The organism is Microbacterium sp. KSW4-4 (genome assembly GCF_023091185.1).
GTDB lineage: Bacteria > Actinomycetota > Actinomycetes > Actinomycetales > Microbacteriaceae > Microbacterium > Microbacterium paraoxydans.
Genome location: NZ_JAHWXJ010000001.1, coordinates 698255 through 724304 on the forward strand (window position 1 = coordinate 698255; position 26050 = coordinate 724304).

At 70.1% G+C, this 26050-nt stretch carries 25 protein-coding genes, 2 tRNA genes and 1 pseudogene; 10 read left to right on the forward strand and 18 right to left on the reverse strand.

Annotated elements, in window-relative coordinates:
• The 4 genes from KZC57_RS03505 to KZC57_RS03520 are packed head-to-tail and all read left to right on the forward strand — an operon-like array spanning position 1 to position 4248.
• Positions 1–1650, forward strand: a complete 1650-nt coding sequence (locus tag KZC57_RS03505; RefSeq protein WP_247641052.1) for an ABC transporter ATP-binding protein — start codon at positions 1–3, stop codon at positions 1648–1650.
• Entirely contained in the window at positions 1647–2609 is a 963-nt protein-coding gene (locus KZC57_RS03510; RefSeq protein ID WP_247641053.1) for an LD-carboxypeptidase, read from the forward strand. Before KZC57_RS03505 ends, KZC57_RS03510 begins: the two co-directional genes overlap by 4 nt.
• Positions 2606–3439: a serine hydrolase gene (locus tag KZC57_RS03515; protein ID WP_247641054.1), complete on the forward strand. Its 834-nt coding sequence runs from the start codon at positions 2606–2608 to the stop codon at positions 3437–3439. The genes KZC57_RS03510 and KZC57_RS03515 overlap by 4 nt, the downstream gene beginning before the upstream one ends.
• Positions 3436–4248 (forward strand): serine hydrolase, encoded by an 813-nt coding sequence (locus KZC57_RS03520; protein WP_247641055.1) that lies wholly within the window; start codon positions 3436–3438, stop codon positions 4246–4248. The genes KZC57_RS03515 and KZC57_RS03520 overlap by 4 nt, the downstream gene beginning before the upstream one ends.
• 96 nt (positions 4249–4344) lie before the next feature.
• On the opposite strand, the gene KZC57_RS03525 is transcribed toward KZC57_RS03520, so the two are convergent.
• The gene (locus tag KZC57_RS03525; protein ID WP_247641056.1) at positions 4345–5394 is read right to left on the reverse strand and encodes a P1 family peptidase; all 1050 of its coding nucleotides are present in this window, start codon (positions 5392–5394) and stop codon (positions 4345–4347) included.
• A gap of 157 nt (positions 5395–5551) precedes the next feature.
• Between KZC57_RS03525 and valS the strand changes: the two genes are divergently transcribed.
• Positions 5552–8146 carry a valine--tRNA ligase gene (gene valS, locus KZC57_RS03530; RefSeq protein WP_247641057.1) on the forward strand — a complete coding sequence of 865 codons (2595 nt, stop codon included), beginning with the start codon at positions 5552–5554 and terminating at the stop codon, positions 8144–8146.
• The gene (locus tag KZC57_RS03535) at positions 8146–8355 is read left to right on the forward strand and encodes a hypothetical protein (RefSeq protein WP_247641058.1); all 210 of its coding nucleotides are present in this window, start codon (positions 8146–8148) and stop codon (positions 8353–8355) included. Before valS ends, KZC57_RS03535 begins: the two co-directional genes overlap by 1 nt.
• Before the next feature lie 84 nt (positions 8356–8439).
• On the opposite strand, the gene KZC57_RS03540 is transcribed toward KZC57_RS03535, so the two are convergent.
• The 4 genes from KZC57_RS03540 to tdh are packed head-to-tail and all read right to left on the reverse strand — an operon-like array spanning position 8440 to position 11553.
• Complete coding sequence (locus KZC57_RS03540; RefSeq protein WP_060921174.1) at positions 8440–8658, reverse strand: hypothetical protein; 219 nt, start codon at positions 8656–8658, stop codon at positions 8440–8442.
• Entirely contained in the window at positions 8655–9278 is a 624-nt protein-coding gene (locus KZC57_RS03545) for a transcriptional regulator (protein ID WP_060921175.1), read from the reverse strand. The genes KZC57_RS03540 and KZC57_RS03545 overlap by 4 nt, the downstream gene beginning before the upstream one ends.
• Positions 9279–9331: 53 nt before the next feature.
• Positions 9332–10510 carry a glycine C-acetyltransferase gene (locus KZC57_RS03550; RefSeq protein ID WP_247641059.1) on the reverse strand — a complete coding sequence of 393 codons (1179 nt, stop codon included), beginning with the start codon at positions 10508–10510 and terminating at the stop codon, positions 9332–9334.
• Positions 10510–11553 (reverse strand): L-threonine 3-dehydrogenase, encoded by a 1044-nt coding sequence (gene tdh, locus KZC57_RS03555; RefSeq protein WP_247641060.1) that lies wholly within the window; start codon positions 11551–11553, stop codon positions 10510–10512. Before tdh ends, KZC57_RS03550 begins: the two co-directional genes overlap by 1 nt.
• Before the next feature lie 81 nt (positions 11554–11634).
• Between tdh and KZC57_RS03560 the strand changes: the two genes are divergently transcribed.
• Genes KZC57_RS03560 through KZC57_RS03570 form a run of 3 tightly spaced genes read left to right on the forward strand, consistent with a single transcriptional unit; the run spans position 11635 to position 15145 of the window.
• A complete protein-coding gene (locus tag KZC57_RS03560) occupies positions 11635–12567 on the forward strand; it encodes a LysR family transcriptional regulator (protein WP_247641061.1) in 933 nt (310 codons plus the stop codon).
• 9 nt (positions 12568–12576) lie between these two features.
• Positions 12577–14628, forward strand: a complete 2052-nt coding sequence (locus tag KZC57_RS03565) for a M3 family metallopeptidase (RefSeq protein ID WP_247641062.1) — start codon at positions 12577–12579, stop codon at positions 14626–14628.
• Between the two features lie 19 nt (positions 14629–14647).
• Positions 14648–15145, forward strand: a complete 498-nt coding sequence (locus KZC57_RS03570) for a GyrI-like domain-containing protein (protein WP_247641063.1) — start codon at positions 14648–14650, stop codon at positions 15143–15145.
• A gap of 15 nt (positions 15146–15160) precedes the next feature.
• Here KZC57_RS03570 and KZC57_RS03575 read toward each other — a convergent pair whose 3' ends face one another.
• From KZC57_RS03575 to KZC57_RS03630, 12 genes are all read right to left on the reverse strand, one after another.
• Positions 15161–15697 carry an NUDIX hydrolase gene (locus KZC57_RS03575; protein WP_247641064.1) on the reverse strand — a complete coding sequence of 179 codons (537 nt, stop codon included), beginning with the start codon at positions 15695–15697 and terminating at the stop codon, positions 15161–15163.
• 3 nt (positions 15698–15700) lie between these two features.
• The gene (clpX, locus tag KZC57_RS03580; RefSeq protein WP_025105011.1) at positions 15701–16969 is read right to left on the reverse strand and encodes an ATP-dependent Clp protease ATP-binding subunit ClpX; all 1269 of its coding nucleotides are present in this window, start codon (positions 16967–16969) and stop codon (positions 15701–15703) included.
• A gap of 117 nt (positions 16970–17086) precedes the next feature.
• Positions 17087–17611, reverse strand: coding sequence for a hypothetical protein (locus KZC57_RS03585; RefSeq protein ID WP_247641065.1), 525 nt, complete (start codon positions 17609–17611; stop codon positions 17087–17089).
• A gap of 103 nt (positions 17612–17714) precedes the next feature.
• Positions 17715–18566, reverse strand: coding sequence for an aldehyde dehydrogenase family protein (locus KZC57_RS03590; protein ID WP_247641066.1), 852 nt, complete (start codon positions 18564–18566; stop codon positions 17715–17717).
• On the reverse strand, positions 18563–20005 hold the full coding sequence (locus tag KZC57_RS03595) for an aldehyde dehydrogenase family protein (RefSeq protein WP_144881258.1): 1443 nt from the start codon (positions 20003–20005) through the stop codon (positions 18563–18565). The genes KZC57_RS03590 and KZC57_RS03595 overlap by 4 nt, the downstream gene beginning before the upstream one ends.
• A 53-nt stretch (positions 20006–20058) precedes the next feature.
• Positions 20059–21060 carry a deoxyribose-phosphate aldolase gene (gene deoC / locus KZC57_RS03600; RefSeq protein WP_025105015.1) on the reverse strand — a complete coding sequence of 334 codons (1002 nt, stop codon included), beginning with the start codon at positions 21058–21060 and terminating at the stop codon, positions 20059–20061.
• Positions 21057–21992: a sugar-binding transcriptional regulator gene (locus tag KZC57_RS03605; RefSeq protein WP_247641067.1), complete on the reverse strand. Its 936-nt coding sequence runs from the start codon at positions 21990–21992 to the stop codon at positions 21057–21059. Before KZC57_RS03605 ends, deoC begins: the two co-directional genes overlap by 4 nt.
• 154 nt (positions 21993–22146) lie before the next feature.
• The gene (locus tag KZC57_RS03610) at positions 22147–22788 is read right to left on the reverse strand and encodes an ATP-dependent Clp protease proteolytic subunit (RefSeq protein ID WP_025105017.1); all 642 of its coding nucleotides are present in this window, start codon (positions 22786–22788) and stop codon (positions 22147–22149) included.
• 17 nt (positions 22789–22805) lie between these two features.
• The gene (locus KZC57_RS03615) at positions 22806–23393 is read right to left on the reverse strand and encodes an ATP-dependent Clp protease proteolytic subunit (RefSeq protein ID WP_025105018.1); all 588 of its coding nucleotides are present in this window, start codon (positions 23391–23393) and stop codon (positions 22806–22808) included.
• A gap of 81 nt (positions 23394–23474) precedes the next feature.
• Positions 23475–23969, reverse strand: a complete 495-nt coding sequence (locus KZC57_RS03620; protein WP_025105019.1) for a tetratricopeptide repeat protein — start codon at positions 23967–23969, stop codon at positions 23475–23477.
• A gap of 72 nt (positions 23970–24041) precedes the next feature.
• The gene (tig, locus tag KZC57_RS03625; RefSeq protein ID WP_247641068.1) at positions 24042–25508 is read right to left on the reverse strand and encodes a trigger factor; all 1467 of its coding nucleotides are present in this window, start codon (positions 25506–25508) and stop codon (positions 24042–24044) included.
• 60 nt (positions 25509–25568) lie between these two features.
• Positions 25569–25642 (reverse strand) — tRNA-Pro (locus tag KZC57_RS03630).
• A gap of 94 nt (positions 25643–25736) precedes the next feature.
• Here KZC57_RS03630 and KZC57_RS03635 point away from each other — a divergent pair.
• Positions 25737–25807 (forward strand) — tRNA-Gly (locus KZC57_RS03635).
• A 25-nt stretch (positions 25808–25832) separates the two neighbouring features.
• Here the strand turns inward: KZC57_RS03635 and KZC57_RS03640 are convergent.
• Positions 25833–25994, reverse strand: a pseudogene (locus KZC57_RS03640) (GNAT family N-acetyltransferase); the annotation flags it as partial.
• Between the last annotated feature and the right edge of the window lie 56 nt (positions 25995–26050).

The following is a 26050-nucleotide window of genomic DNA, read 5'->3' on the forward strand; positions in this document are numbered from 1 at the left end:
ATGCCCGACCTGATCTTCGACGACGTCTCCATCACGTACCGCACCTCGGGGCGGTCGGGTCGGGACGAGGTGGCGGCCGTACGCAACGTCTCGCTCACCCTTCCCGCCGGGCAGACCCTCGGCATCGCCGGCGAGTCCGGCTCCGGCAAGTCCACTCTCGCCATGAGCGTGCTCCGGCTCCTGCCGCGCAACGCCCGGCTCAGCGGCCGCGTGCTGCTCGGCGACGAGGACGTCGCCACGTTGTCCTTCGGGCAGCTGCGCGCCGTGCGCTGGGCGCAGACGTCCATCGTGTTCCAGGGCGCGATGCACTCGCTCAACCCGGTCCGCACGGTGGGCTGGCAACTCCTGGAGGCGCTGGAGCTGCACGCCTCCGACCGATGGAAGGGCGAGAAGGCGCGCAAGGAGCGGGTGCGGGAGCTGCTCGACATCGTCGACCTGCCGCAGCAGAAGAGCGAGTCGTATCCGCACGAGCTCTCCGGCGGCCAGAAGCAGCGCGTCATGATCGCGATGGCCCTCGCCTGCGATCCGGAGGTCATCATCGCGGACGAGCCGACCACCGCGCTCGACGTGATCGTGCAGAAGCAGATCCTCGACATGATCTCCCGTCTCGTGGCGGAGCGCGGCATCTCGATGCTCATGATCAGCCACGACCTCTCGGTGCTCGCCACGGCGTGCGACCGGATCGCCATCATGCGCGACGGGGAGCTCGTCGAGGTCGGCGAGAGCTACGCGGTCTGCACCACCCCGCAGGAGGCGTACACCCGCCAGCTCGCCGACGCCTTCCCCACGATCGGCGACCCGGCCTCCCGGATGGCCCCGGTGACCCGGCACGGCCGCGATGCGGACGACGTGCCGGAGATCACCCACGGCGACGAGGTGCTGCTGGAGGCCCGCGGAGTCAACGTCACCTACCGCTCCGGCGGGCGCCCCGTGCATGCGGTCCGCGACGTCGACCTCTCGGTGCGCAAAGGCGAGATCGTTGCGCTCGTCGGCCAGTCCGGCTCCGGCAAGTCGACCCTCGCCCGCGCACTCATGGGACTCCAGCCAGCCGACCCCGGGTCGCAGATCCTCTTCGACGGCGCACCGATCCCGTCGAAAGGACGCGACCTCGCGCGGTTCCGCTCGCAGGTGCAGCTCGTGCTGCAGGATCCGTGGGCGGCTTTGAACCCGAAGCACAGCGTGTACGAGTCCGTCGCCGAGGGGCTGCGTGTGCAGCGCTTCCCCGGCGACGAGCGCGAGCGGGTGGCGCAGAGCCTCGCCGATGCGGAGCTCACCCCGCCGGAGCGCTATTTCGGCGCCATCCCGCAGGAGCTCAGCGGCGGGCAGCGGCAGCGCGTCGTGATCGCCGGAGCGCTCGCCGTGCAGCCGCAGCTGCTCATCGCCGACGAACCCGTCGCCTCGCTCGACGCGTCAGTGCGCGGAGAGATCCTCGGCCTCCTGCTGGAGCTGCGTCGCCGCCTCGGGCTCTCGGCCCTCGTCATCACGCATGACCTCGGCCTGGCCTGGAACATCGCCCACACGGTCGCGGTGATGTACCACGGGCAGATCGTCGAGCACGGACCCACCGAAGAGGTGCTGCTGAACCCGCAGCACGAGTACACCCGGCACCTGCTGTCCGCGGCGCCGCGCATCGAGGAGAAGACGGCATGAGCACCCTGACGGAGGCGGCGGTGTCGCCGTATCTCGACACGGCTCCCCTGCAGCCCGGAGACACGGTGGCGATCGTCTCGCCATCCGGTCCCGGCAACGAGGAGAACACGCAGCGCGCCGTCGGCTACTACGAGTCCTGGGGCCTGAAGGTCCGCGTGGGGGCGCACGTCCTCACGCCCCACCCGCGCGCGTCGTACCTCGCGGGGCCGGACGACCTCCGCCGCGCAGACCTCGTCGACGCCTGGCTCGATCCGGACGTGGACGCCGTCGTCACGGCACGCGGCGGCTACGGGGCCCTGCGCCTCCTCGACGGCATCGACTGGGCCGACATGCGCCGAGGGGCGCTGCGCAAGGACGGACGGCCGAAGCTGCTCACGGGCTCGTCCGACGTGACGGCGCTGCACGAGACGTGGCGTGCGCATCTCGACGTCGCGACGCTCTTCTGCCCGATGGCGGGCAACAACGTCTTCCGCGACTCGGAGCAGGTGCGCGACGACGTGCAGCGCTGGCTCTTCGAACCCTGGCGCGGACGCGAGCTCATCGGCCCGAAGACCGAGATCATGACGCCGGGTCGCGCCGAGGGACGCTTCACGGGCGGCAACCTCAGTCTGCTCGCCGCCGGACTCGGCGCCCCGGAGGCGGACGTCCCCGCCCCCGGAATCCTTTTCCTGGAGGACATCACGGAGGAGCCGTACCGCCTCGACAGCTTCGTCACGCAGCTCCGGCGCGCGGGCCGTCTCGCCCAGGCGAAGGGCATCGTGCTCGGCTCCTGGCATGAGTGCGGCGACCTCGACCTGGTCCACGCGCTCATGCGGGATGAGTTCCAGGACGCCGGCGTCCCCGTGCTGTGGGAGCAGGGCTTCGGCCACGACCCGCACGCCCTCACCATCCCGCTCGGTGTGGACGGGGTGCTGGACGCGACCGGCGGCGAGCCCCGCCTCACGGTGGGACGGCCATGATCGCCCTTCCGCCCCTCGACCCCCGCGTCACCTGGTCGATCCGGCTCGTCGACGCCGGCAGCGGCGAGACCCTGGCCGAGCACGAGCCGCACACGCAGTGCGAGACCGCGAGCATCGGCAAGATCTTCCTGCTCCTCGAGGTCGCTAGACGGCTGGAGGCAGGCACGCTCGCCGAGGACGACCGGATCGCGGTCCCGGACGAGCACCGCGTCGAGGACTCCGGGCTGCTGTACCGCATGCACGATCAGCGCATCACGGTCCACGACGCGGCGCTCCTCGTCGGGGCGGTGAGCGACAACCTCGCCACGAACGCCCTGATCCACCTCTGCGGTCTGGAGGAGGTGCGGGCCGTCGCCCCGGCGCTCGGGTACCGCGACACGGCGCTGCACGACTACATCCGCAACGAGCGCACCCCCGACCTGCCCTGGACCCCGTCGTTCGGCACGGCGGCCGAGCTATCCGACGTGATGCGCCGGCTCGGCGCCGGCGAGGCGTTCTCCCCCGCGGTGAGCGCCCGGGTGCTGGACTGGCTCGCCGCCGACACCGACACGTCGATGACCGCCGACGCCTTCCTGCTCGACCCCCTCGCCCACGTCGAGGCCGAGTATCAGGGCATGGTGCTGCGACACAAGACCGGCAGCGTGAGCTTCGCCCGCGTCGACGTCGGACTGCTGCGGGGCCCGAGGGCCGCCGTCGCGTATGCGGTGGCGGCGAACTGGAAGGACTCCGCGGCCGACCTCCGCGCGCCCGTGCTCGACGACATGCGCGCCGTCGGCGAGCTCATCCGTGCGCATGTCACCGGACGCGCACGGGACGAGGAGGACGCATGAGCGCGATCGACGTGGAGCTCCCCGATGAGAACGGCACCGCCTGGTCTGTCCTCGTCCAGGACATCGACTCCGGCGAGGTGCTGCTGCGCCATGACCCGGAGACGGTGCTGGACACGGCGAGCGTCGGCAAGATCTTCCTCCTGCACCGCCTCCTCGCCGAGGTGGACGCCGGTACGCGGACTCTCGACGAGCGTGTGACCCGCCGGCCGGTCGAGGCCATCGAGGACTCCGGTCTCTGGTACCTGCTGCAGGCGTCCGAGCTGTCGCTGTACGACGTGGCCGCTCTCATTGGGGCCGTGAGCGACAACGCCGCGACCAACACGCTGGGTCGCGTTATCGGCATCCCGACCGTGCAGGAGCATACCCGCGCGCTCGGCTACACCGCCTCGGCCCTCGACGACATCGTGCGGTGGCCGATCCCGCCCGGCGCCCCGAAGACGTTGTCGCACGCGAACGCCGCGGAACTCGTGCTCTTCATGTCGCGGCTCGCCGACGGCACCGACCTCTCCCCCGCCTCGGCCGACACGCTGCGCCGCTGGCTGGGCGCGGGCATGGACCTGTCGATGGTCGCGTCGGCGTTCGACCTCGACCCGCTCGCGCACTGGGGCTTCGATCGCGGCGTCTGGCTGCTGAACAAGACCGGCACGATCTCCCGCGTCCGCGCCGACACCGGGATCGTCATGTCCCCCACCCGCCGGATCGCCTACGCCGTCCTGGCGAACTGGGACCGGGGCGCCGACGGACGCGGACCGGTGCTGGCCGCCATGCGCCGCATCGGCGAGGGCATCCACGCCGCGCTCGCCGACTGAACTCGGTTCACAACTCAGGACATCCGGCGGCGGTCGGTACGACGCGCCGCTCCCGCGGCGCCGCCGACCCGGTTTCTCCTGAGTTGTGAACGCGGGTCAGACGACCCCGGCGCGAGCCAGGCGTTCCCGCACCCGATCGATCGGTACCGCGTGCGCCGTCCGCCCCTCGGGGCCCACCGTCGTCTCCGCCGCAAGCACCGAGTTGACCAGGGCCTCCTCGACCGCGTCCATCGTCGCGGCGAAGAGCGGCGAGAGCTCGTCGTCCGCGGCCGGACCGCCGTCCGCCTGGTCGTGCACCGAGAAGGCGATCGCGTAGTCGCCGCTGCCCTGCGCATAGTCGGCGCCGACACCGCGCATCGCGAACACGGCCCGGTTGGCCACGCGGCCGAGCTGCCGCCCGTCGACGGGCGCGTCCGTCGCGACGACGATCATGCAGGAATTGCCGACGGGCTGTGCCGGAGCATCGGCGAGGAGGTCCTCCGCGGGCAGCGGGACGCCGGCGATCCGCAGCGTACCGCTGAAGTTCGTCTGCACGAGCGCCCCCACGGTGCGCGGGCGCCCCGTGACCTCGACCAGCCGCGATGCCGTGCCGATGCCGCCCTTGTACCCGAGGGCGACGGTCCCGGCACCGGCCCCCACGCCTCCCTCCGCGACCGCACCCGGTGCCGCCGTCGCCAGGGCCGCCGTCACCTGCTCCTCTCCGACGGCTCGGCGACGGATGTCGGAGAGGAATCCGTCGTTCGTCTCGCCCACCACCGGGTTCAACGTGGTCGTCCGTGCGTGCGCCGGCGTCGCCAGCAGGTGCCCGAGCAGCGCATCCGCGACGCGGAACACGGACAGCGTCGAGGTCAGCAGGATCGGCGTCTCCAGCGCCCCGAGCTCCCGGAGCTGCGTGGCGCCGACGAGTTTGCCGTAGCCGTTGCCCACGGAGAGGTTCGCGGGAAGGCTGCGGCGCTCGGCGGTGAGGGCGTCGGGGACGATCGCCGTCACGCCCGTGTGCAGACCGTCGCCGTGCAGCGTGGCGTGCCCCACCCGCACACCGGGGACGTCGGTGATCGCATTCTCCGCGCCGCGCGGGAAGGCTCCGGACGGCACGCCGAGGTCGGCGAGACGGGGACGGGAGGACGAGGACGACGGCGGTGTCATGCTCCGATCCTTCCAGCGTCGAGGGGGCCGGCCGCAGCGCCGCGCCGGACGCTCCCCCGGGTCGAGCGCCCCGCCCGTGCGCTCGGTAGACTGGGCGGCACCACCCACACTCAGGCACGCTCACACAGTGCCGCATACATCGCTCAAGGAGACCTCCATGTCCGCCATTCCCGACAAGCCCGCACTCGAAGGTCTCGAAGCGAAGTGGGACGCCGCCTGGGCGGAGCAGGGCACATACCTGTTCGACCGTCTGCGCGCCGCCGAGCTCGGTCGTGAGGGCGTCTACTCGATCGACACCCCGCCGCCCACCGCCTCCGGGAGCCTCCACATCGGTCACGTGTTCTCCTACACGCACACCGACGTCAAGGCCCGGTACGAGCGCATGCGCGGCAAGACCGTGTTCTACCCGATGGGCTGGGACGACAACGGTCTGCCCACCGAGCGCCGCGTGCAGAACTACTACGGCGTGCGCTGCGACCCCTCGCTCCCCTACGACGCCGACTTCACCCCGCCGTTCGAGGGCGGCGACAACAAGTCGAGCCGGGCGGCCGACCAGCAGCCGATCAGCCGTCGCAACTTCATCGAGCTGTGCGAGCGCCTTACGATCGAGGACGAGAAGCAGTTCGAGGCGCTGTTCCGTCAGCTCGGACTGAGCGTGGACTGGACGCAGACGTACCGCACCATCTCCGACGACACGATCCGGCAGAGCCAGCTCGCCTTCCTCCGCAACATCGAGCGCGGCGAGGCGTACCAGGCTCTCGCGCCGACGCTGTGGGACATCGACTTCCGTTCCGCGATCGCGCAGGCCGAGCTCGAGGACCGCGACCAGCAGGCCGCGTACCACACGATCGAGTTCCCCTTCGCGGACGGCTCCGGCTCCATCGCGATCGACACCACCCGCCCGGAGCTCCTCCCCGCGTGCATCGCGATCGTGACCCACCCCGAGGGGCCGCACAAGCACCTCATCGGCACCAAGGTCCGCACGCCCTACTTCGGCGCCGAGATCGAGATCCACGGTCACCACCTCGCCCAGCCCGACAAGGGCACGGGCGCGGCGATGGTCTGCACCTTCGGCGACGTGACGGACATCATCTGGTGGCGCGAGCTGCGCACCGCCGCCGGCGAATCCCTGCCGAACATGACGACGATCGGCCTCGACGGCCGTTTCCTCGCCGAGGCCCCTTCGATCGTGGCCGACGCCGACGCCCGCGCCTGGTACGCGGAGAACGTGGCGGGCAAGACCGTCTTCAGCGCCCGCAAGGCGATCGTGGAGAAGCTGCAGGAGACCGGCGACATGACCGCCGTCGGCAAGCCCTTCCAGCACGCCGTGAAGTTCTTCGAGAAGGGTGACCGCCCGCTCGAGATCGTCTCGACCCGGCAGTGGTACATCCGCAACGGCGCCCGCGACGGCGAGCTGCGCGATCAGCTCCTCGCGCATGGTACCGAGCTGGCGTGGCACCCCGACTTCATGCGGGTCCGCTACGAGAACTGGGTCGGCGGCCTCACCGGCGACTGGCTCGTGTCCCGGCAGCGATTCTTCGGCGTGCCGATCCCGCTCTGGTATGCGCTGGACGAGAACGGCGAGCGCGACTACGACCGCGTGCTCACCCCGGACGCGGCCGCGCTGCCCATCGACCCGACCACGGATGTGCCGGCCGGCTACACCGAGGCCCAGCGCGGCGTGCCGGGCGGGTTCGACGCCGAGGCCGACATCCTCGACACGTGGGCGACCTCGTCGCTGACCCCGCAGCTCGCGGGCGGCTGGCAGCGGGACGAGGAGCTGTGGCAGCTCACCGCTCCGTTCGATCTGCGCCCGCAGGGACAGGACATCATCCGCACCTGGCTCTTCTCGACCATGCTGCGCTCCACGCTCGAAGACGGCCGCGCCCCGTGGAAGAACGCCGCCATCTCGGGCTTCATCGTCGACCCCGACCGCAAGAAGATGTCGAAGTCGAAGGGCAACGTGGTCACCCCGGCCGACGTGCTCGACGCCCACGGCTCGGACGCGGTGCGGTACTGGGCGGCGTCGAGCCGCCTCGGCATGGACGCGGCCTTCGACCCGCAGAACCCGACCCAGGTGAAGATCGGCCGGCGTCTCGCGATCAAGGTGCTCAACGCCGCCAAGTTCGTGCTGTCGTTCCCGGTGCCCGAGGGAGCCCAGGTGACGCACGCGCTCGACGCCTCGATGCTCACGGCACTCGACGGCGTGGTGGCCGAGGCGACCGCGGCCTTCGACCGGTATGACGCGGCGCGGGCGCTGGAGCTGACCGAGGCGTTCTTCTGGACGTTCTGCGACGACTACCTGGAGCTCGTGAAGGAGCGCGCCTACAACCAGAACGACGTGGGCCAGGCCTCGGCCGCCCTCGCGCTGCGTCTGGCGCTGTCCACGCTGCTCCGGCTGCTCGCACCGGTGCTCTCCTTCGCCACCGAGGAGGCCTGGTCGTGGTTCGAGGAAGGCTCCGTGCACACCGCAGCGTGGCCCGAGAAGCTCGGCATCGAGGGCGACCCGGCCGTGCTGGCCGCCGCGAGCGAGGCGCTCATCGGCATCCGGCGCGCGAAGACCGAGGCGAAGGCATCGCAGAAGACCCCGGTCTCCCGTGCCGCCATCGCCGCTCCCGCCGCGAAGGTCGAGGCCCTGCGCGCCGCAGCGGACGACCTCCGCGCGGTCGGCCGCATCGCCGAGCTCGAGATCACCGAGGCGGAGGAGTTCGCGGTCACCGCGATCGAGCTCGCCCCGGTCGAGGCCTCCTGATGCAGCTCGGCACGCGCTGGGCCACGGGTGCACAGCCGCCCGCGTCGGTCCCCGAGGCGCTGCGTCCCGCCATCGCCGAGGTCGAGTCCCAGGGCCTCACCGGTCACTGGACCCTCACCTGGCTCGAGGGCCGCGCGATCGCGGAGCTCGACGCCGGCTGGGAGGTCCTCCAGACCCCCTCCGGCGAGGTCATCGCCCACCCCTTCTGATCGCCGAGACCCCGCTTCATCGTCGAGACCCCCTCCTTCCCGCGCGGGAAGGAGGGGGTCTCGCCGCATACCCGGGGTCTCGGGTCAGCGGCGCGGGGCTCCGAGCTGCGCGAGGAGATGATCCACGGCATGCGGGTCGTGGCGGCGGGCCTGCTGTTCGCGGAGGAGGTCGAGGGCGAGGGTCCGGCGCTGTGCGCGCCGCTCGATCCGGTGCTCGACCCCGGCGGTGACCCGGTCGGCGAGGCGCAGCAGGCCGCGCTCCGTCCGTGTGGGACTGACGAGGCGCAGGGTCGCGGCGGTCATGATGCCTCCGTCGTCTCGCCCGCACCGGCGAGGGCCTCCCGCGGCGACGTCGGCAGGTCGAACAGCTCGGCCCGCACGGAGACCCGTCGGACGTCGGGCCCGGTCTGACCCCGATAGCGTTCGATGGCCTGCTCGATGAGATCCTCGATCTCCTGCCGCAGCGCCATGGCCTGCGCCGGCGTGACGTCGAGGTGCGTCGTGATGGTGATGCCGACGTCGCGCCACCCCTCGGGAACGTCCGACTCCGGGCGGTTGAGGTACTGCATCAAGGTCTCGTGCCGGAGCCGGAAGAACTCCGACGTGACGATCTGCGCCGCGGCACGGTTGGCCGGCGACATCTGCTCGTCCGGGCCCGGCACATCGATGCGTCCCTTCGGACGCTCCCACCATCGCTCCCGTGCCGTACCACGGCCTTCCACCTCGCGGATGAGGTCGTGGGCCGCGAGAGCGCGGAGGTGATAACTGGTGGATCCCGAGGTCTCCCCCACGAGGGCTGCGAGAGAGCTGGCCGTCTGGGGACCACGAGAGGCGAGCAGATCGAAGATCTTGACCCGCAGCGGATGCGCGAGCGCTTTGAGCGCCCCTGCATCCAGCGTCCGTACCTGCGTCTCGTTCGTCATGATGCAAAGATACGCTTGCAAACAAATCTTTGCAAGCGTTTCTTTGCATCCAGTCAACCTACGGTATCCCGGGCCGCGACGAAGGCCGCCACGCAGCGCTCCACCTGGTCGGGCGTGTGCGCTGCGGAGAGCTGCACCCGGATGCGCGCCTTGCCCCGCGGCACGACCGGGAAGCTGAACGCCGTCACGTAGACACCCTGGTCCTGCATCGCCGCGGCGATCCGGGCGGTGAGGGCGGCGTCGCCGAACATGACCGGGACGATCGGATGCTCGCCCGGAAGCAGGTCGAAGCCCTCCTCCGCCATCCGAGCGCGGAACAGGGCCGCGTTGTCGCGGAGCCGCGCCCGGAGGTCGGCCGACCCCTCGACCAGGTCGAGCGCGGTCAGCGTTCCGGCCACGATGGCCGGAGCGAGGGTGTTCGAGAACAGGTACGGACGGGAGCGCTGACGCAACAACGCGACGATCTCCGCGTGGGAGGCGACGTACCCGCCGGAGGCGCCGCCCAGTGCCTTGCCGAACGTGCCGGTGTAGATGTCCACGCGATCCGCGACGCCGCACAGCTCGGGGGTTCCGCGCCCGTTGTCGCCGACGAAGCCGACCGCGTGCGAGTCGTCAACGAAGACGAGGGCGTCGTAGCGCTCCGCGAGGTCGCAGATCTCGGCCAGCGGCGCGATGTAGCCGTCCATCGAGAAGACACCGTCGGTCACGATCACGCGGAACCGGGCATCGGCGGCCGCCCGCAGCTGCTCCTCCAGGTCCGCCATGTCGCGATTGCGGTACCGGAGCCGGCGCGCCTTGGACAGCCGGATCCCGTCGATGATGGACGCGTGGTTCAACTCGTCCGAGATGATCGCGTCCTCCTCGGAGAACAGCGTCTCAAACACGCCGCCGTTCGCGTCGAAACAGGACGAGTAGAGGATCGCGTCGTCGGTGCCGAGGAAGTCCGCGAGCCGACGCTCGAGTTCGAGGTGCTGCTCCTGGGTGCCGCAGATGAAGCGGACGCTCGCGAGCCCGTACCCCCACTCGTCCAGCGCCGTGCGCGCCGCAGCGAGGATCCGCGGGTCGTCGGCCAGCCCCAGGTAGTTGTTGGCGCAGAAGTTGAGCACCTCGGCGCCGTCGGCCGTGATCTCCGCCCGCTGCGGTCCGTGGATGCCGCGCTCGTGCTTGGTGAGCCCCGCCTCCTCGATTCCCGCCAGCTCCTGCGCCACATAGTCCTTGAAGGTCGCGTACATCACAGCTCCGTCCAGTCGAGGATGATCTTGCCCGTGCCGGCGGACTCCGCCGCCGCGAATCCGCGCTCCCAGTCGTGCGCCGGTACGACCTCGGCGATCACCCGACCGATCGCTTCGCGCAACGTCGCACTGGTCTGCAGCATCGCCCCCATGGCGTTCCATGTCTCGAACATCTCCCGGCCGTAGATCCCGGTGATCGTGAGCATGTGCGTGACGAGCTTGCCCCAGTCGATGTCGAATCCGGTCGACGGCAGCCCGAGCATGGCGATGCGTCCTCCGTGGTTCATGTTGTCGATCATCGACGGGAGCGCCGACGCCGCGCCGCTCATCTCGAAGCCGATGTCGAAACCCTCGCGCATGCCGAGCGCCCGCTGCGCGTCGCGGATCTCCTGGCGGGAGACGTCGACGACCTCGTCGGCTCCCATCCCGCGCGCCATCTCCAGGCGCGGCGCGCTCACATCGGTCCCGACGATGAAGCGGGCGCCCGCATGCCGGGCGACGGCGATCGCCATCAGGCCGATCGGACCGCACCCGGTGACGAGCACGTCCTCACCGACGAGCGGGAAGCGGAGGGCGGTGTGCACGGCGTTGCCGAGCGGGTCGAAGATCGCGCCGAGCTCCGGGGTGACCTCGGCGTGGTGGACCCACACGTTCGTCGCCGGCAGCGAGAGGTACTCGGCGAAGGCGCCGTCGCGCTGCAGCCCGAGTCCGATCGTGCGGATGCACATCTGCCGCCGTCCGGCACGGCAGTTCCGGCAGGTGCCGCAGACGATGTGTCCCTCGCCGGAGACCCGGTCGCCGACCGCGATGTCGTGGACAAGCGGCCCGACCTCGACGACTTCCCCGTAGAACTCGTGTCCCGGGATGAGGGGAGCGGCGATCGCGGAGGCCGCCCAATCGTCCCAGCGCCGGATGTGCAGATCGGTTCCGCAGATGCCGGTGCGGAGGACGCGGATGACGACCTCGCCGGGGCCTGCCACCGGGTCGGGGCGTTCCACGAGCGCGAGGCCGGCGCCGGGTTCCTCCTTGAACAGAGCTCTCATGCTCTGATCTCATCGCATCCTTTGCTGTAGAACAATCGGCATCTTCTGCATCCACTCTGTAGCACGAACTAAACTGTGGTCGTGGAACTCCATCAGCTCCAGATCCTCCGCGAACTCGGAGCGCTGGGAAGCGCGACCGCCGTCGCCGAAGCGCTCCGGGTCACCCCCTCCGCGGTCTCGCAGCAGCTCGCCGCGCTGCAGCGCTCCTTCCCTGCCCCGCTCACCCGTCGCCAGGGCCGCACGCTCGTGCTGACCGCCGCCGGCGAGGTGCTGGCAGCAGCCGGAGCCGAGGCCATCGACGCGATGGCGGCGGCGCGCCATGCCCTGGACGACTTCGAGGGCGCGGCGACGGGAGAGGTGAGCATCAGCGGCTTCCACAGCGTCGGCCAGGCGCTCTTCGGCCCACTCGTGCGGGAGCTGTCCGGGAAGGAGCACGCCCCGACCGTGCGTCTCACGGACGAGGACGTCGCGCAGAGCGAGTTCCCCGGACTCACCGCGCGGTACGACCTCGTCCTCGCCCATCGGATGGAGCATTCCGCGCCGTGGCCGACCGAGGGTGTCCGCGCCGTGGGTCTCGTCCGCGAGCCTCTGGACGTCGCCGTCTCCACCGACCACCCTCTCGCCGATCGCCGCACCCTCTCGCCGGACGAGATCGCCGAAGAGCAGTGGGTGACGAGCCGTGTGGGGTACTCCCCCGACGACGTGCTCCGCGCCGTCGCCGCCGTCGCCCGCCGCCCGGTCGAAGTCCGGCACCGCATCAACGACTACGGTGCGGTGTCGGCGGTGGTCGCGGCCGGCGGCGTTCTGGGCATGCTCCCCCGGTTCACCTCGCGCAGCGTGGACGATCGCGCCATCGTGCGCATCCCGCTCCGAGGCGTGAGCACGCACCGCATGATCGACGTCCTCGCACGGCCGGAGAACCTGCGCCGCCGCTCGGTCCGCGTCGTCGTCGACGCCCTGCGGGAGGTGATGACCCGTCTGAGCGCGGAGCGTTCCGGAGACGGCGGTGGCTAGGCTCGGAGGATGAGCGACGCCACGAACCCGCTGCTGCAGCCGTCGACCCTCCCCTTCGGGCTCCCGGACTATCGGGCCATCCGTCCGGAGCACTACCTCCCCGCCTTCCGCGCCGGGTTCGCGGAGCAGCTCGCCGAGGTCGCGAACATCACCCGCGTACGGTCGATGCCGACGTTCGAGAACACCCTCGAGGCGCTGGAGAGGTCCGGCGCGCTCCTCGACCGGGTGGCGCACGCGTTCTACACGGTGAGCTCCGCCGATGCCACGCCGGAGATCCAGGCGATCGACGAGGAGCTCGCGCCGCTCATGGCCGCCCACCAGGATGCGATCACGCTCGATGCTGCGCTCTACGCGCGCGTGGCCCACGTGTACGAGCAACGCGACACCCTCGACCTCGATCCTGAGCATCGTTACCTCGTGGAGCGCTACCACCGCGAGATGACGCATGCCGGCGCCGGGCTCGACGACGAGGCGAAGGCGCAGCTCACGGCTCTGAACCAGAAGCTGTCCGTGCTCACGAACACCTTCGAGCGGAATCTGCTGAGCGATACGAACGACCTCGCCGTGGTCTTCGACTCCGCCGCCGAACTGGAGGGCCTCAGCGCCGGCGAGCTGTCCGCGGCCGCACGCGCCGCGGCCGACCGCGGGCTCGACGGCCGCTACCTCCTCACCCTGCCGCTGTTCACCGGCCATCCGGCCCTCGCACGGCTCGCGGTGCGGGAATCCCGTCGCCGGATCATGGCGGCGTCGCGCGCGCGGGGCTCCCGCGACAACGGCAACGACAACCGCCCGGTGCTGCGCGAGATCGTGCGCCTCCGCGCCGAGCGCGCGCGCCTCCTCGGCTACGCCTCGCATGCCGCGTACGTCACCGCCGACGAGACGGCGGGCTCCCCCGAGGCCGTCGAGCGGATGCTGCGCCGATTGTCCGCGCCGTCCGCGCGTAACGCCCGCACCGAACGGGACGCGCTCCAGGCGATCGTCGACGAGACCGAACCGGACCCCTTCCCCGTGGAAGCCCACGACTGGGCGTTCTACACCGAGCGCGTGCGCACCGCCCGCTACGCCATCGACACCGCCGCCCTGCGCCCCTGGTTCGAGGCGGAGCGCGTGCTGCAGGACGGCGTGTTCTTCGCGGCGAACCGCCTGTACGGGGTGACCTTCCACGAACGGCACGACCTCGCTGCCTACCACCCGCAGGCCCGCGTCTTCGAGGTGCGCAACGCCGACGACTCCCCACTCGGGCTCTACGTGCTCGACCTCTACACCCGCGACTCCAAGCGCGGCGGCGCCTGGATGAACGCGATCGTCAGCCAGTCCCGTCTGCGCGGCAGCGCCCCGGTCGTGGTCAACAATCTCAACGTCCCGCAGCCCGGGGACGGCGAGCCCACGTTGCTGACGCTCGACGAGGTGACGACGCTGTTCCACGAGTTCGGGCACGCTCTGCACGGCCTGTTCGCCACGGTGACCTACCCGCACTTCGCCGGGACCAACGTGTTCCGCGACTTCGTCGAGTTCCCGAGCCAGGTGAACGAGATGTGGATCCTCTGGCCCGAGGTCCTCGACCACTACGCCCGGCACCATGAGACCGGCGAGCCGCTGGATCCCGCCATCGTGGCGCGGCTGCGGGACACCGCGACCTTCGACCAGGGCCACGCGACCAGCGAGTACCTCGCCGCGGCGTGGCTGGATCAGGCGTGGCACCGGCTCTCCGTCGACGATGCAGTGGACGATGTCGCCGACTTCGAGGCGGCCGCACTGGCGGACATCGGCCTCGACGATCCCGCCGTCCCGACCCGGTACTCCTCCACCTACTTCGCCCACGTCTTCTCCGGCGGCTACAGCGCCGGGTACTACTCGTACATCTGGAGTGAGGTGCTCGACGCCGACACCGTGGAGTGGTTCCGGGAGAACGGCGGCCTCACCCGCACCAATGGAGACCGCTTCCGCGACCGGCTGCTCGGCGTCGGCGGCTCAAAGGACCCGCTGGCCGCCTACCGCGACTTCCGCGGTCGAGACGCCGAGATCGAGCCGCTCCTGAAACGCCGTGGACTCGATTCCTGAGTCGTGAGACCCTGAGCGCATGGACGCATTCCCCGACGCTCCCTTCGGCCCCGCAGACACCCTGGAGCTGGACGCCGTCCCCCTGGCCGTCATCCGCCACGAGGGCATCCGGATCGCCGACCTTCGCGATGCCTTCGACTCCGGATACGCGGCGATCGGTGCCGCCTTCGCTGCGGGCACCCTGATTCCGGCCGGCCCGGCGCTCGCGATCTACCACGGCGATCCGATGGGCGTGTTCGACCTGGAGCTCGGCTTCCCGGTGCAGGCCCCACCCTCCGACCCGATCGCCACGGGCGACGGAACTGCCATCACCACCTCGACCCTGCCGACAGGGAAGGCCGTCGCGACCACCGTCCTCGGTTCCTACGACGGCCTCGGCGCCGGATGGGCGGCGCTGGTCGCGCGTGCGGCGGAGGCCGGGATGCACCCGAGTGGCGTCTGGATCGAGGTCTACGTCTCGGACCCCGGTGTCGATCCCGACGAGCTCCGCACGGACCTGCTCATGCCCGTGGCCTGAGCAGGCGTTCAGGTCCTATCGCCGCAGTCGGTCCATCGCCTTGTACCAGGTGAGCTGGTGGTAGCTCTGGGTGAGTTGCTCCCCCGCCAGGTCCAGCGGCAGGGACCGCACGACGACGGCCTCGTGCTCATCCAGGGACTGCTCAGCGACGCGTATGCAGCCGAGAGCGAGGAAGTGATGGACCTTGTTCGTGTGCGTTCCGAAGTTCGCCCAGGTCGAGCCGAGGGCCACCCACTCGTCGGCGACGCACCCGGTCTCCTCCCGGAGTTCGCGCGTAGCCGCGTCTTCCGGACGCTCGCCGGGCTCCGCTCCCCCGCCGATCGTGCCCAACGCGAGGACTCCCGCTCCGTGGCGGTACTCCTCGACCACGATCGCTGCGCCATCGCGATCGACGGCGAGGACGGAGACCCAGTCGCCGTACTCGAGGACGTAGTACGGCGCTATCCGGCGGCCGTGCTCGTCGACACACTCATCCGCGTGCACCCTGATCCACCGATCAGCGACGAGCGTCCTCCGCGCGACGGTCGTCCACGGAACGGGGTCAGCGCCCATGGCTCAGGCGCTCTTGCGCTTGCGCTCCATCACGATGGTGGGCGGGGCGCCCTCGTCGACGGCGGCACGGGTGATGATCACCTTCGCGACGTCCTCGGCAGAGGGGATCTCGAACATCACCGGACCGAGCACGTCCTCGAGGATGGCACGGAGTCCGCGGGCACCGGTCTTGCGCTCGACGGCGAGGTCGGCGATCGACCGCAGCGCGTCCTCCTCGAACTCCAGCTGGACCCCGTCGAGCTCGAACATGCGCTGGTACTGCTTGACGAGGGCGTTGCGCGGACCGGTGAGGATGTCGATGAGGGCGGCCTGGTCGAGCGGTGACACGTTCGTCACGACGGGCAGACGACCGATGAACTCCGGGATGAGACCGAACTTGTGGAGGTCTTCCGGGAGCACCTCGCTGAACAGGTCGAGGTCCTTGCCCTTGTCGTGCAGCGGAGCACCGAAGCCGACACCGTGCTTGCCGACGCGCGCCGAGACGATGTCCTCCAGACCGGCGAAGGCCCCGGCCACGATGAAGAGCACGTTCGAGGTGTCGATCTGCAGGAACTCCTGGTGCGGGTGCTTGCGACCACCCTGCGGCGGCACCGAGGCGACCGTGCCCTCGATGATCTTCAGCAGCGCCTGCTGCACGCCCTCACCCGACACGTCGCGGGTGATCGACGGGTTCTCGGCCTTGCGGGCGATCTTGTCGACCTCGTCGATGTAGATGATGCCCTGCTCGGCGCGCTTCACGTCGTAGTCGGCGGCCTGGATGAGCTTGAGCAGGATGTTCTCGACGTCTTCGCCGACGTAGCCCGCCTCGGTCAGTGCCGTCGCGTCGGCGACGGCGAACGGCACGTTGAGGCGCTTGGCGAGCGTCTGCGCCAGGTAGGTCTTGCCGCAGCCTGTGGGCCCGATCAGCAGGATGTTGCTCTTGGCGATCTCGACCTCTTCGGCCTTCTGCTCAGCAGGCTGCAGGGTGCCGTGAGCGCGCACGCGCTTGTAGTGGTTGTAGACGGCGACGGACAGCGCACGCTTCGCGGGCTCCTGTCCGACGACGTATTCCTCGAGGAACGTGAAGATCTCGCGGGGCTTCGGCAGCTCGAACTCGGCGACCCCCTCGGCGGACGACTCCGCCATGCGCTCTTCGATGATCTCGTTGCAGAGCTCGACGCACTCGTCGCAGATGTACACGCCGGGTCCGGCGATGAGCTGCTGCACCTGCTTCTGGCTCTTTCCGCAGAAAGAGCACTTGAACAGGTCAGCGCTTTCACCGATGCGGGCCATGCGCGTCCTCCTCGGGGGGATCAGGATCGTTCTTCGAGCCTAACCGCTGCATGCGACACCGGGCCGCATTGGCGACGAGTCGTTCGGCGGGTCCGACGGACGACGGTGCCTCCACCGTCATTCCGCGGGGAGGCAGCCGCCGTCCATGATGTATCCCCCGACATCGATCCGGACGTCGTCCGGACGCACCTCTCCGAAGACGCAGCCGCCCTCGGGACCGTCGGCCCCGAACGCCACCGCGCGCGCATCCCCCCGGGCGACGTGATGGACGAGGCCGACCTCGCGCAAGGCGTCCTCGACGGCGGTCACCGAGATCGTGCTCTCCGTGCGCAGCGCTTCGAGACGCACGCGGAGGTCCGCCACCGGCTGCTCGGCGGCCGCCCGCGCCTCGGCCGACGTCTCCATGCGCTCACGATGCCGGTCGTTCTGTTCCATCGCGTGTTCCGGGTCGTACGGCGCACACTCCGGCGGAAGCTCGGCGCCGTCCACCTGCGGGCAGGCGACGGTGGGAGTCACCGTCGGCGTCGGCTCTCCGGCGGCGACGTCGGCCGGCGCCGCAGCGCAGCCGCCGAGAAGCAGGATCGCCGCCAGCACGAGCGTCACTCGCCCGGGGCGGGCGCGGACGCCGGAGATCGCCATCATGCCGTCATGAAACCACAGCACCGGCGTCGCCCGCACGCTGGTTGCACGACGAGGGCCCCGCCGCGCGATGCGCGACGGGGCCCTCGGTCATCGTGACGTGTCGTCAGACCATGCTCTTGGTGTGCCAGACCGTCTTGACCTCGGTGAACGCGGCGATCCGCTCCGGCGAGGCGACCACGTCGCCGGGGGCGAGCACGCGCTTCAGCGTCTCCGCCGCGGCGATCTGCATGTCGATCCACTCCAGCGCGCCCGCGCCGGCGAGGTCGAGGGCGTTCACATCCTGGTGCGAGGCGAGCCACGGCGCGATCTCCGCCGGCGAACCGGTGAGCACGTTCACCACGCCGCCGGGAACGTCGCTGGTCGCGAGCACCTCGGCGAGACTGATCGCGGAGAGCGGGTACTGCTCGCTCGCGACCACGACGACGGTGTTCCCGGCGACGAGGGCCGGGGCGACCACCGAGACCAGGCCGAGCAGCGCCGAGTCCTGCGGGGCCACGATGGCGACCACACCGGTGGGCTCGGGCACCGAGATGTTGAAGTACGGACCGGAGACGGGGTTCGCGTTTCCCGCCACCTGGGCGTACTTGTCGCACCAGCCGGCGTACCAGACCCAGAGATCGATCGCCTCGTCGACCTGCGCCGTGGCCGCCGAGGACGAGATGCCCTCCTGCGCCACGATCTCGTCGACGAACTGCGCGCGACGCCCTTCCAGGACCTCGGCGACCCGGTAGAGCACCTGGCCGCGGTTGTAGGCCGTCGCCCCCGACCAGCCCTTCACGGCGGCGCGCGCGGCGACGACCGCATCCCGGGCGTCCTTGCGGGAGGCCTTGGCGGCGTTGGCGAGGAAGGCGCCCTTGCGGGAGACGACCTCGTACGTGCGTCCGGATTCGCTCCGGGGGAAGGCCCCGCCGATCGCGAGCTTGTAGGTCTTCGGAACGGTCAGTCGCTTGCTCATGCTGCGGCTCCCTTGAGGTAGGCGGTGAGCCCCTGGCGACCGCCCTCGCGGCCGTACCCGGACTCCTTGTAGCCGCCGAACGGGCTCGACGGGTCGAAACGGTTGAACGTGTTCGCCCACACGACGCCCGCACGCAGCCGATCGGCGACGGCGAGGATGCGCGAGCCCTTGTCGGACCAGATGCCGGCGGAGAGACCGTACGGGGTGTTGTTGGCCTTGGCGATCGCCTCGGCGGGCGTCCGGAAGGTGAGGACCGACAGCACCGGCCCGAATACCTCGTCTCGGGCGATGCGGTGCGAGGCCTCGACGCCGGTGAAGATCGTCGGAGCGAACCAGAAGCCCTGCTCCGGGATCGCGCAGTCGGCGGTCCAGCGCTCAGCGCCCTCGGCCTCGCCGATGTCGCTGAGCTCGCGGATGCGGGCGAGCTGCGCGGCGGAGTTGATCGCGCCGATGTCGGTGTTCTTGTCGAGCGGGTCACCGAGACGCAGCGTCGACAGCCGGTTCTTCAGCCGGTCGACGACCTCGTCGTGGATCGACTCCTGCACCAGCAGGCGGCTGCCCGCGCAGCACACGTGGCCCTGGTTGAAGAAGATGCCGTTGACGATACCTTCGACGGCCTGATCGATCGGCGCGTCGTCGAACACGATGTTCGCGGCTTTGCCACCCAGCTCCAGCGTCAGCTTCTTGTTCGTCCCTGCCACGGCGCGGGCGATGTCGCGACCCACACCCGTCGAGCCGGTGAAGGCGACCTTGTCGACGTCCGGGTGACGGACCAGGGCGGCACCGGTCGCCCCGGCTCCGGTGACGATGTTCACGACACCGGCAGGGAGATCGGCCTGCTGGAGGATCTCGGCGAAGATCAGCGCCGTCAGCGGCGTGGTCTCGGCCGGCTTGAGCACGACCGTGTTGCCGGCCGCCAGCGCGGGCGCGAGCTTCCAGGCGAGCATCAGCAACGGGAAGTTCCACGGGATGACCTGCCCGGCGACGCCCAGGGCGCGCGGGTTCGCGCCCAGACCTGCGTAGTCGAGCTTGTCGGCCCACCCCGCGTAGTAGAAGAACCAGGACGCGACAAGCGGCACGTCCACGTCGCGACTCTCCTTGATGGGCTTGCCGTTGTCGAGGCTCTCGGCGACGGCGAGCTCGCGGGCGCGCTCCTGCACGAGGCGGGCGATGCGGAACAGGTACTTGCCCCGGTCGCGGCCGCTCATGCGCGACCAGACCTTGTCGTAGGCGCGACGGGCCGCGGCGACGGCGCGGTCGATGTCCGCGTCGTCGGCGGAGGCGATCTCGGCGATCTCCTTCTCGGTCGCCGGGGAGATGGTGCGGAAGGGGGTGCCGGAGCCGTCGACGAACTCGCCGTCGATGAACAGCCCGTAGCTGTCCTTGAGGTTCAGCACCGCCGTGGACTCCGGAGCCGGAGCGTATTCCAGGAAGTTCATTTCAATCCCTTGGGTTGCTGCCCTTCGACCGGCTTAGGGACCGGCCGAAGAAGTCAGTCGATCGTGACGTAGTCGGGGCCGGAGTAGTGGCCGGTGGTGAGCTTCTGGCGCTGCAGGAGCACGTCGTTGAGCAGGCTCGAGGCGCCGAAGCGGAACAGGTGCGGCTGGAGCCACTCCTCCCCCACGGTCTCGGCGACAGTGACGAGGTACTTGACCGCGTCCTTCGACGAGCGGATGCCGCCGGCGGGCTTCACGCCGATGCGCTCCCCCGTCCCGCGATACCAGTCGCGCACCGTCTCCAGCATGAGCAGCGTGGTCGGCAGCGTCGCCGCCGGCTGCACCTTGCCCGTCGAGGTCTTGATGAAGTCGCCGCCGGCGAGGATGCCGAGCCAGGAGGCGCGCTTGATGTTGTCGTACGTGTTCAGCTCACCGGTCTCGAGGATCACCTTGAGCGAAGCGTACGAGCCGTCCTCACGGCGGCACGCCTCCTTGACCTGAGCGATCTGGTCGAACACCAGCCCGTAGCGCCCGGACAGGAACGCGCCGCGGTCGATGACCATGTCGATCTCGTCCGCGCCCGCGGCCACCGCTTCCGCGGTGTCGGCGAGCTTGATCGCGAGGGAGGACCGGCCGCTCGGGAAGGCGGTGGCCACCGCGGCGACCGAGATGAGGCCGTCGTCGGGGTCGCCGTGCAGGCTGCCGAGAGCCTCGACCGCTCCGGCGACCATGTCGCCGTAGACGCAGACCGCGGCGACGCGGGGCGTCGAGGGGTCGGCGGCGTCGGGGTTCTTCGCCTTGGCGACGAGCGAACGGACCTTGCCGGGGGTGTCCGCCCCCTCCAGGGTGGTCAGGTCGATCAGCTTGATGATCGTGTCGAGGGCCCATGCCTTCGACGTCGTCTTGATGGAGCGGGTGCCGAGGCCGGCAGCGCGCTGCTCCAGCCCGACGGCGTCCACGCCGGGGAGGCCGTGCAGGAAACGACGGAGGGTCGCGTCATCCGGCTCACCGCCGAGGACGTCCACCGCCGTCCTGCGGCTGAGTTCTGTCGTCGTCACTGTTCCTCCAACAATGCTCGTGCTGTGGTCTCATCGGTCACCAGGACCCCGCACAGGCCGCTGGTCACGACCGTGCGCGCGATGTCGTGCTTGGCGGGGCCCGCCGTCACGAAGATGGCCCGCGCGGCGCCGCGCAGGCGGTCGAGCGAGACGCCGACCGTGCGGGCGTCCAACTGCGGGTCGACGATGTTGCCCTCGGCGTCGACGTAGCGCCCGAGGACGTCGCCGACGGCACCGCGGCGCGCCAGCTCCTCCACATCGGCGGCCGTGAGATAGCCGTTCTCGACGTGGGCGGAGGTCGCATCGCACGGTCCGGCGGTGAACAGGAACGCCTGAGCGTCCGCAGCCTCCTCCAGCACGGCCGCGACGGTGCGGTCGCCTTCGATGGCCTGCTTCGTCTCGACGTGCTCCAGGATCGCGGGGCTCGGCAGCAGCGAGACCTGGCCGGACGCTCGCTGGGCGATAGTCACCGCGAGTCCCGCGGCCCCTCCTGAGCGCCGATTGAGGCTGACACCGCCGTTGAGCTGCACGACGGTGACGCCGTTCGCCCAGCCGTCGGGCAGGGCCTCGGCCACGGCGCGGAGGGTCTTGCCCCAGCTCACCCCGAGCGTGCGCGGAACCGGACGAAGGGCGGTCAGGAAGTCGGCGGCTGCTTGAGCGACGCGCTCCAGCGTGCCCTCGTCGCCCTCCGGCGAGGGGACGACCACGGCGTCGGCGAGCCCGAACCGCTCCACGAGCTCGCGCTCGAGGCCGAGCCGACGGGCGCGCGGGTGGACGATCTCGATGCGGACGATGCCGCGCTGCCGCGCCTGCGTGAGGAGGCGCCCGACCTTCCACCGGGAGATCTTCAGGAGGCCACCGATCTCGTCCTGCGTCTTGTCCTCGTCGTAGTACAACTCGGCGACCCGGACCATGAGCAGATCTTCTTCCACGGTGTCCTCCTTCCTCCTCCAGGGTAGGCCGGATTCAGCGTTCGCGCACCCATCTGCTCATATGCGCAGGCGCGCCGTCTTCCCGCGCACATCCGCCGGAGACGCGAGAAGGACGCCCGTCGATCCGACGGGCGTCCTTCTCTGCGGATGCGGACTACGCGCGCTTGCGCGAGGTGAGCACCTGGTCGACGATGCCGTACTCCAGCGCCTCGTTGGCCGAGAGGATCTTGTCGCGATCGATGTCGCGGTTGACCTGCTCGACCGGCTTGCCGGTGTGACGGGCCATGGTCTCCTCGAGCCAGGTGCGCATGCGGAGGATCTCCGCCGCCTGGATCTCGATGTCGGAGGCCTGACCGTGCCCGGCCTCCCCCATTGCGGGCTGGTGCATCAGCACGCGGGCATTCGGCAGCGCGAGACGCTTGCCGGGAGCGCCCGCCGCGAGCAGCACGGAGGCGGCCGAGGCCGCCTGGCCGAGCACGACGGTCTGGATCTGCGGCGCGACGTACTGCATCGTGTCGTAGATCGCCGTCATCGCGGTGAAGGAGCCACCGGGCGAATTGATGTACATGGTGATGTCGCGCTCGGAGTCCTGGCTCTCCAGGACGAGGAGCTGTGCCATGACGTCGTCGGCCGACGCGTCGTCGACCTGCACGCCGAGGAAGATCACGCGGTCTTCGAACAGCTTGTTGTACGGGTCCTGGCGCTTGAAGCCGTAGGCGGTGCGCTCCTCGAACTGCGGCAGCACATACCGGCTGGAGGGCAGGTTTCCGGCGGACTGGAACGTGGGTGTGTACATGGTGTCCTCTCGAATCCTTACTCGACGCCCGTGCCGCCGCCGCCGGTGACGTCGCTGGCGTGCTCGCGGATGTGGTCGACGAAGCCGTACTCGAGGGCTTCCTCCGCCGTGAACCAGCGGTCGCGGTCGCCGTCGGCGTTGATCTGCTCGACGGGCTTGCCGGTCTGCGACGCGGTGATCTCGGCGAGGCGCTTCTTCATCGACAGGATGAGCTGCGCCTGGGTCTGGATGTCGCTCGCGGTGCCGCCGAAGCCGCCGTGCGGCTGGTGCAGCAGCACGCGGGCGTTCGGCGTGATGTAGCGCTTGCCCTTGGTGCCGCTCGTCAGCAGCAGCTGGCCCATGGACGCGGCCATGCCGATGCCGACGGTGACGATGTCGTTCGGCACGAACTGCATCGTGTCGTAGATCGCCATGCCCGCGGTGATCGAGCCGCCCGGCGAGTTGATGTAGAGGTAGATGTCCTTCTCGGAGTCTTCGGCGGCGAGAAGGAGGATCTTCGCGCAGATCTCGTTGGCGTTGTCGTCTCGCACCTCCGAGCCGAGCCAGATGATGCGGTCCTTCAGCAACCTGTCGAAGACGCTTGTCGCGACGAGGGGTTCAGCCATGTCAGCTCCTGCTTCCGTGTTTCAGTGATTCGAATCTACCGGCGCGCGCACAGCCCCTAGGTCGTGTTCGCCGTCGGCATATCAGGTGTCGCTGCCGGCGATCTCGTGCGCGTACGCCGTCATCGACCGGTGGTAGCGCGGCAGGTGCGGGACGAGTGCGAGGATGGCCACCGACAGGCCCTGCGCGGGCCGGCCGGCACTCGCGAGGATGAGGGCGTGCACCACCGCGACCGCGTCGCGATACGGCCCGTCCGCCGCGATCTCCTCCTCGGCGCGGATCACCCTCAGCGCCTCGTCGTAGTCACCGAGGTTGCGCAGCGAGCTCGCGAGCTGGATCACGCACTGCGGGCGGTGCTCCTCGTCGAGGCCGAGCGCCAGGGCGCGGCGGTACAGCTCCACGGCCTCCGCCGGGCGCCCGGCGGAATCGCGAGCACCGGCGCGCTCGAACTCGGCCCTCGCGTCGTCCGCACCCCGTTCGGCGGCGAGGGCGTCGATGCGCGCGATCGTCTCGTCGCCGACCTCTTCTCCGGAGGCCTCCGCCCACACCTGCTCGATGCGGTCGTCCCAGCTCGTCATCCCGTCGCCCTTCCCTCGATGAGAAAGAGGGCGGATGCCGCAGCACCCGCCCTCTTCACTCGACCGCGCCGATCACTCGGCGGTGTCGGCGTCCTTCTTGGCCGGAGCCTTCTTCGCCGCCGGCTTCTTGGCGGCGGGCTTCTTCTCCGCAGCGGGCTTCTCGTCCGCGTCGGCGTCCTTCTTGGCGGCCGCCTTCTTGGCGGGAGCCTTCTTCTTCGCGGCCGGCTTCTCCTCGGCCTCGGCGGGCTTCTCGTCCTCGTCGTCGGTCACGACGAAGTCGGAGAGGTCGACGGCCTTGCCGTTGGTGTCCACGACCTTGACCTTGCCCAGCGCGATCGCGAGCGCCTTGTTCCGGGCGACCTCGCCGACCAGAGCGGGGAGCTGGTTCGAGGACTGCAGCGCCTCGACGAACTCCTGCGGCGCCATGCCGTACTGCGCGGCGGACTGGATGAGGTACTGCGAGAGCTCCTCCTGCGAGACCTGCACGTCGGCCTGCTCGGCGATCGTGTCGAGCAGCACCTGCGTGCGGAACTGCTTCTCGCTGGCCTCGGTCACCTCGGCGCGGTGCACGTCGTCCTCGAGACGACCCTCGCCCTCGAGGTGGTTGTGCACCTCGTCCTCGATGAGCTGCGGCGGGACCGGGATCTCGATCTGCGCGAGAAGCGTCTCGACGAGCTTGTCGCGGGCGGCGGAGCCCTGCGTGAAGACGCCCTGCTGCTCGACGCGCTCACGCAGGCTGTCGCGCAGCTCGGCGATGGTGTCGAACTCGCTCGCGATCTGCGCGAACTCGTCGTCGGCCTCGGGAAGCTCGCGCTCCTTGACGGCCTTGACGCTGACGGAGACCTCCGCCTCCTTGCCGGCGTGGTCGCCGCCGACGAGGGCGGAGCGGAAGGTGGTGTCCTCACCGGCGGTGAGCGACTCGATCGCGTCGTCGATGCCCTCGAGGAGCTCGCCGGAGCCGATCTCGTACGAGACGCCCTCGGCGCGGTCGATCTCGGCGCCGTCGATGGTGGCGACGAGGTCCAGCTCGACGAAGTCGCCCTTGGCCGCGGGGCGGTCGACGGGGATGAGCGTGCCGAAGCGGGCGCGCATGTTCTCCAGCTCGGCGTCGAGGGCGGCCTCGTCGGCCTCCACGGCGTCGACCTCGAGGGTGATGCCCGCGTAGTCGGGGAGCTCGATCTCCGGGCGCACGTCGACCTCGACGTCGACGAGGAGGTCGCCCGAGAAGTCCTTCTCGCTCGGCCACTGCGTGATCTCGGCCGACGGACGGCCGACGATGCGGAGCTTGTGCTCGGCGGTCGCCTCGCGGAAGAACTTGTCCAGGCCCTCGTTGACGGCGTGCTCGATGACGGCGCCGCGGCCGATGCGCTGGTCGATGATCGGAGCGGGCACCTTGCCCTTGCGGAAGCCGGGGATCTGGACGTCCTGCGCGATGTGCTCGTAGGCGTGCGCGATCCTGGGCTTGAGGTCGTCCGGGGTGACCGTGATGGTGAGCTTGACCCGGGTCGGGGTCAGCTTCTCGACGGTGCTGTTCGCCATGCTGGTGTGTTCTCCTTGTGGTTTCCGCGCAGAACGCGGCTGGAAGGTCGTGGGGTCGAGTCGGGGCGACAGGAGTTGAACCTGCGACCTCCCGCTCCCAAAGCGGGCGCTCTACCAAGCTGAGCTACGCCCCGGGGAATCCGCACGCAGATTCAGCCCCATCGAGTCTAACGGACAGGAGCACGCCCGACCGTCCGCTATGATCGATGGAGTCCGGACTCCGGTTCCGGGGGTGTAGCTCAATGGTAGAGTCTCAGTCTTCCAAACTGATTGCGCGGGTTCGATTCCCGTCACCCCCTCTCCTTCCGCGCAGCCTCGCCCCGATCAGAGCTGCTTCCGCATCTGCTGCGTGACCACCTCGTAGCCCGCCGTCTCGTACATCCCGATCGCCGTCCGGTTCCCGCCGAAGACGTTGAGCTCGAGCGCCGTCGCGCCCGCAGCGCGTGCCGCGTGCTCCGCCGCCGCGAGCAGGCCGCGCCCCAGTCCCTCGCCTCGTCCACGGTCATCGTCCGCACCGTCACGCCTGGCATGCGCTCATCCTG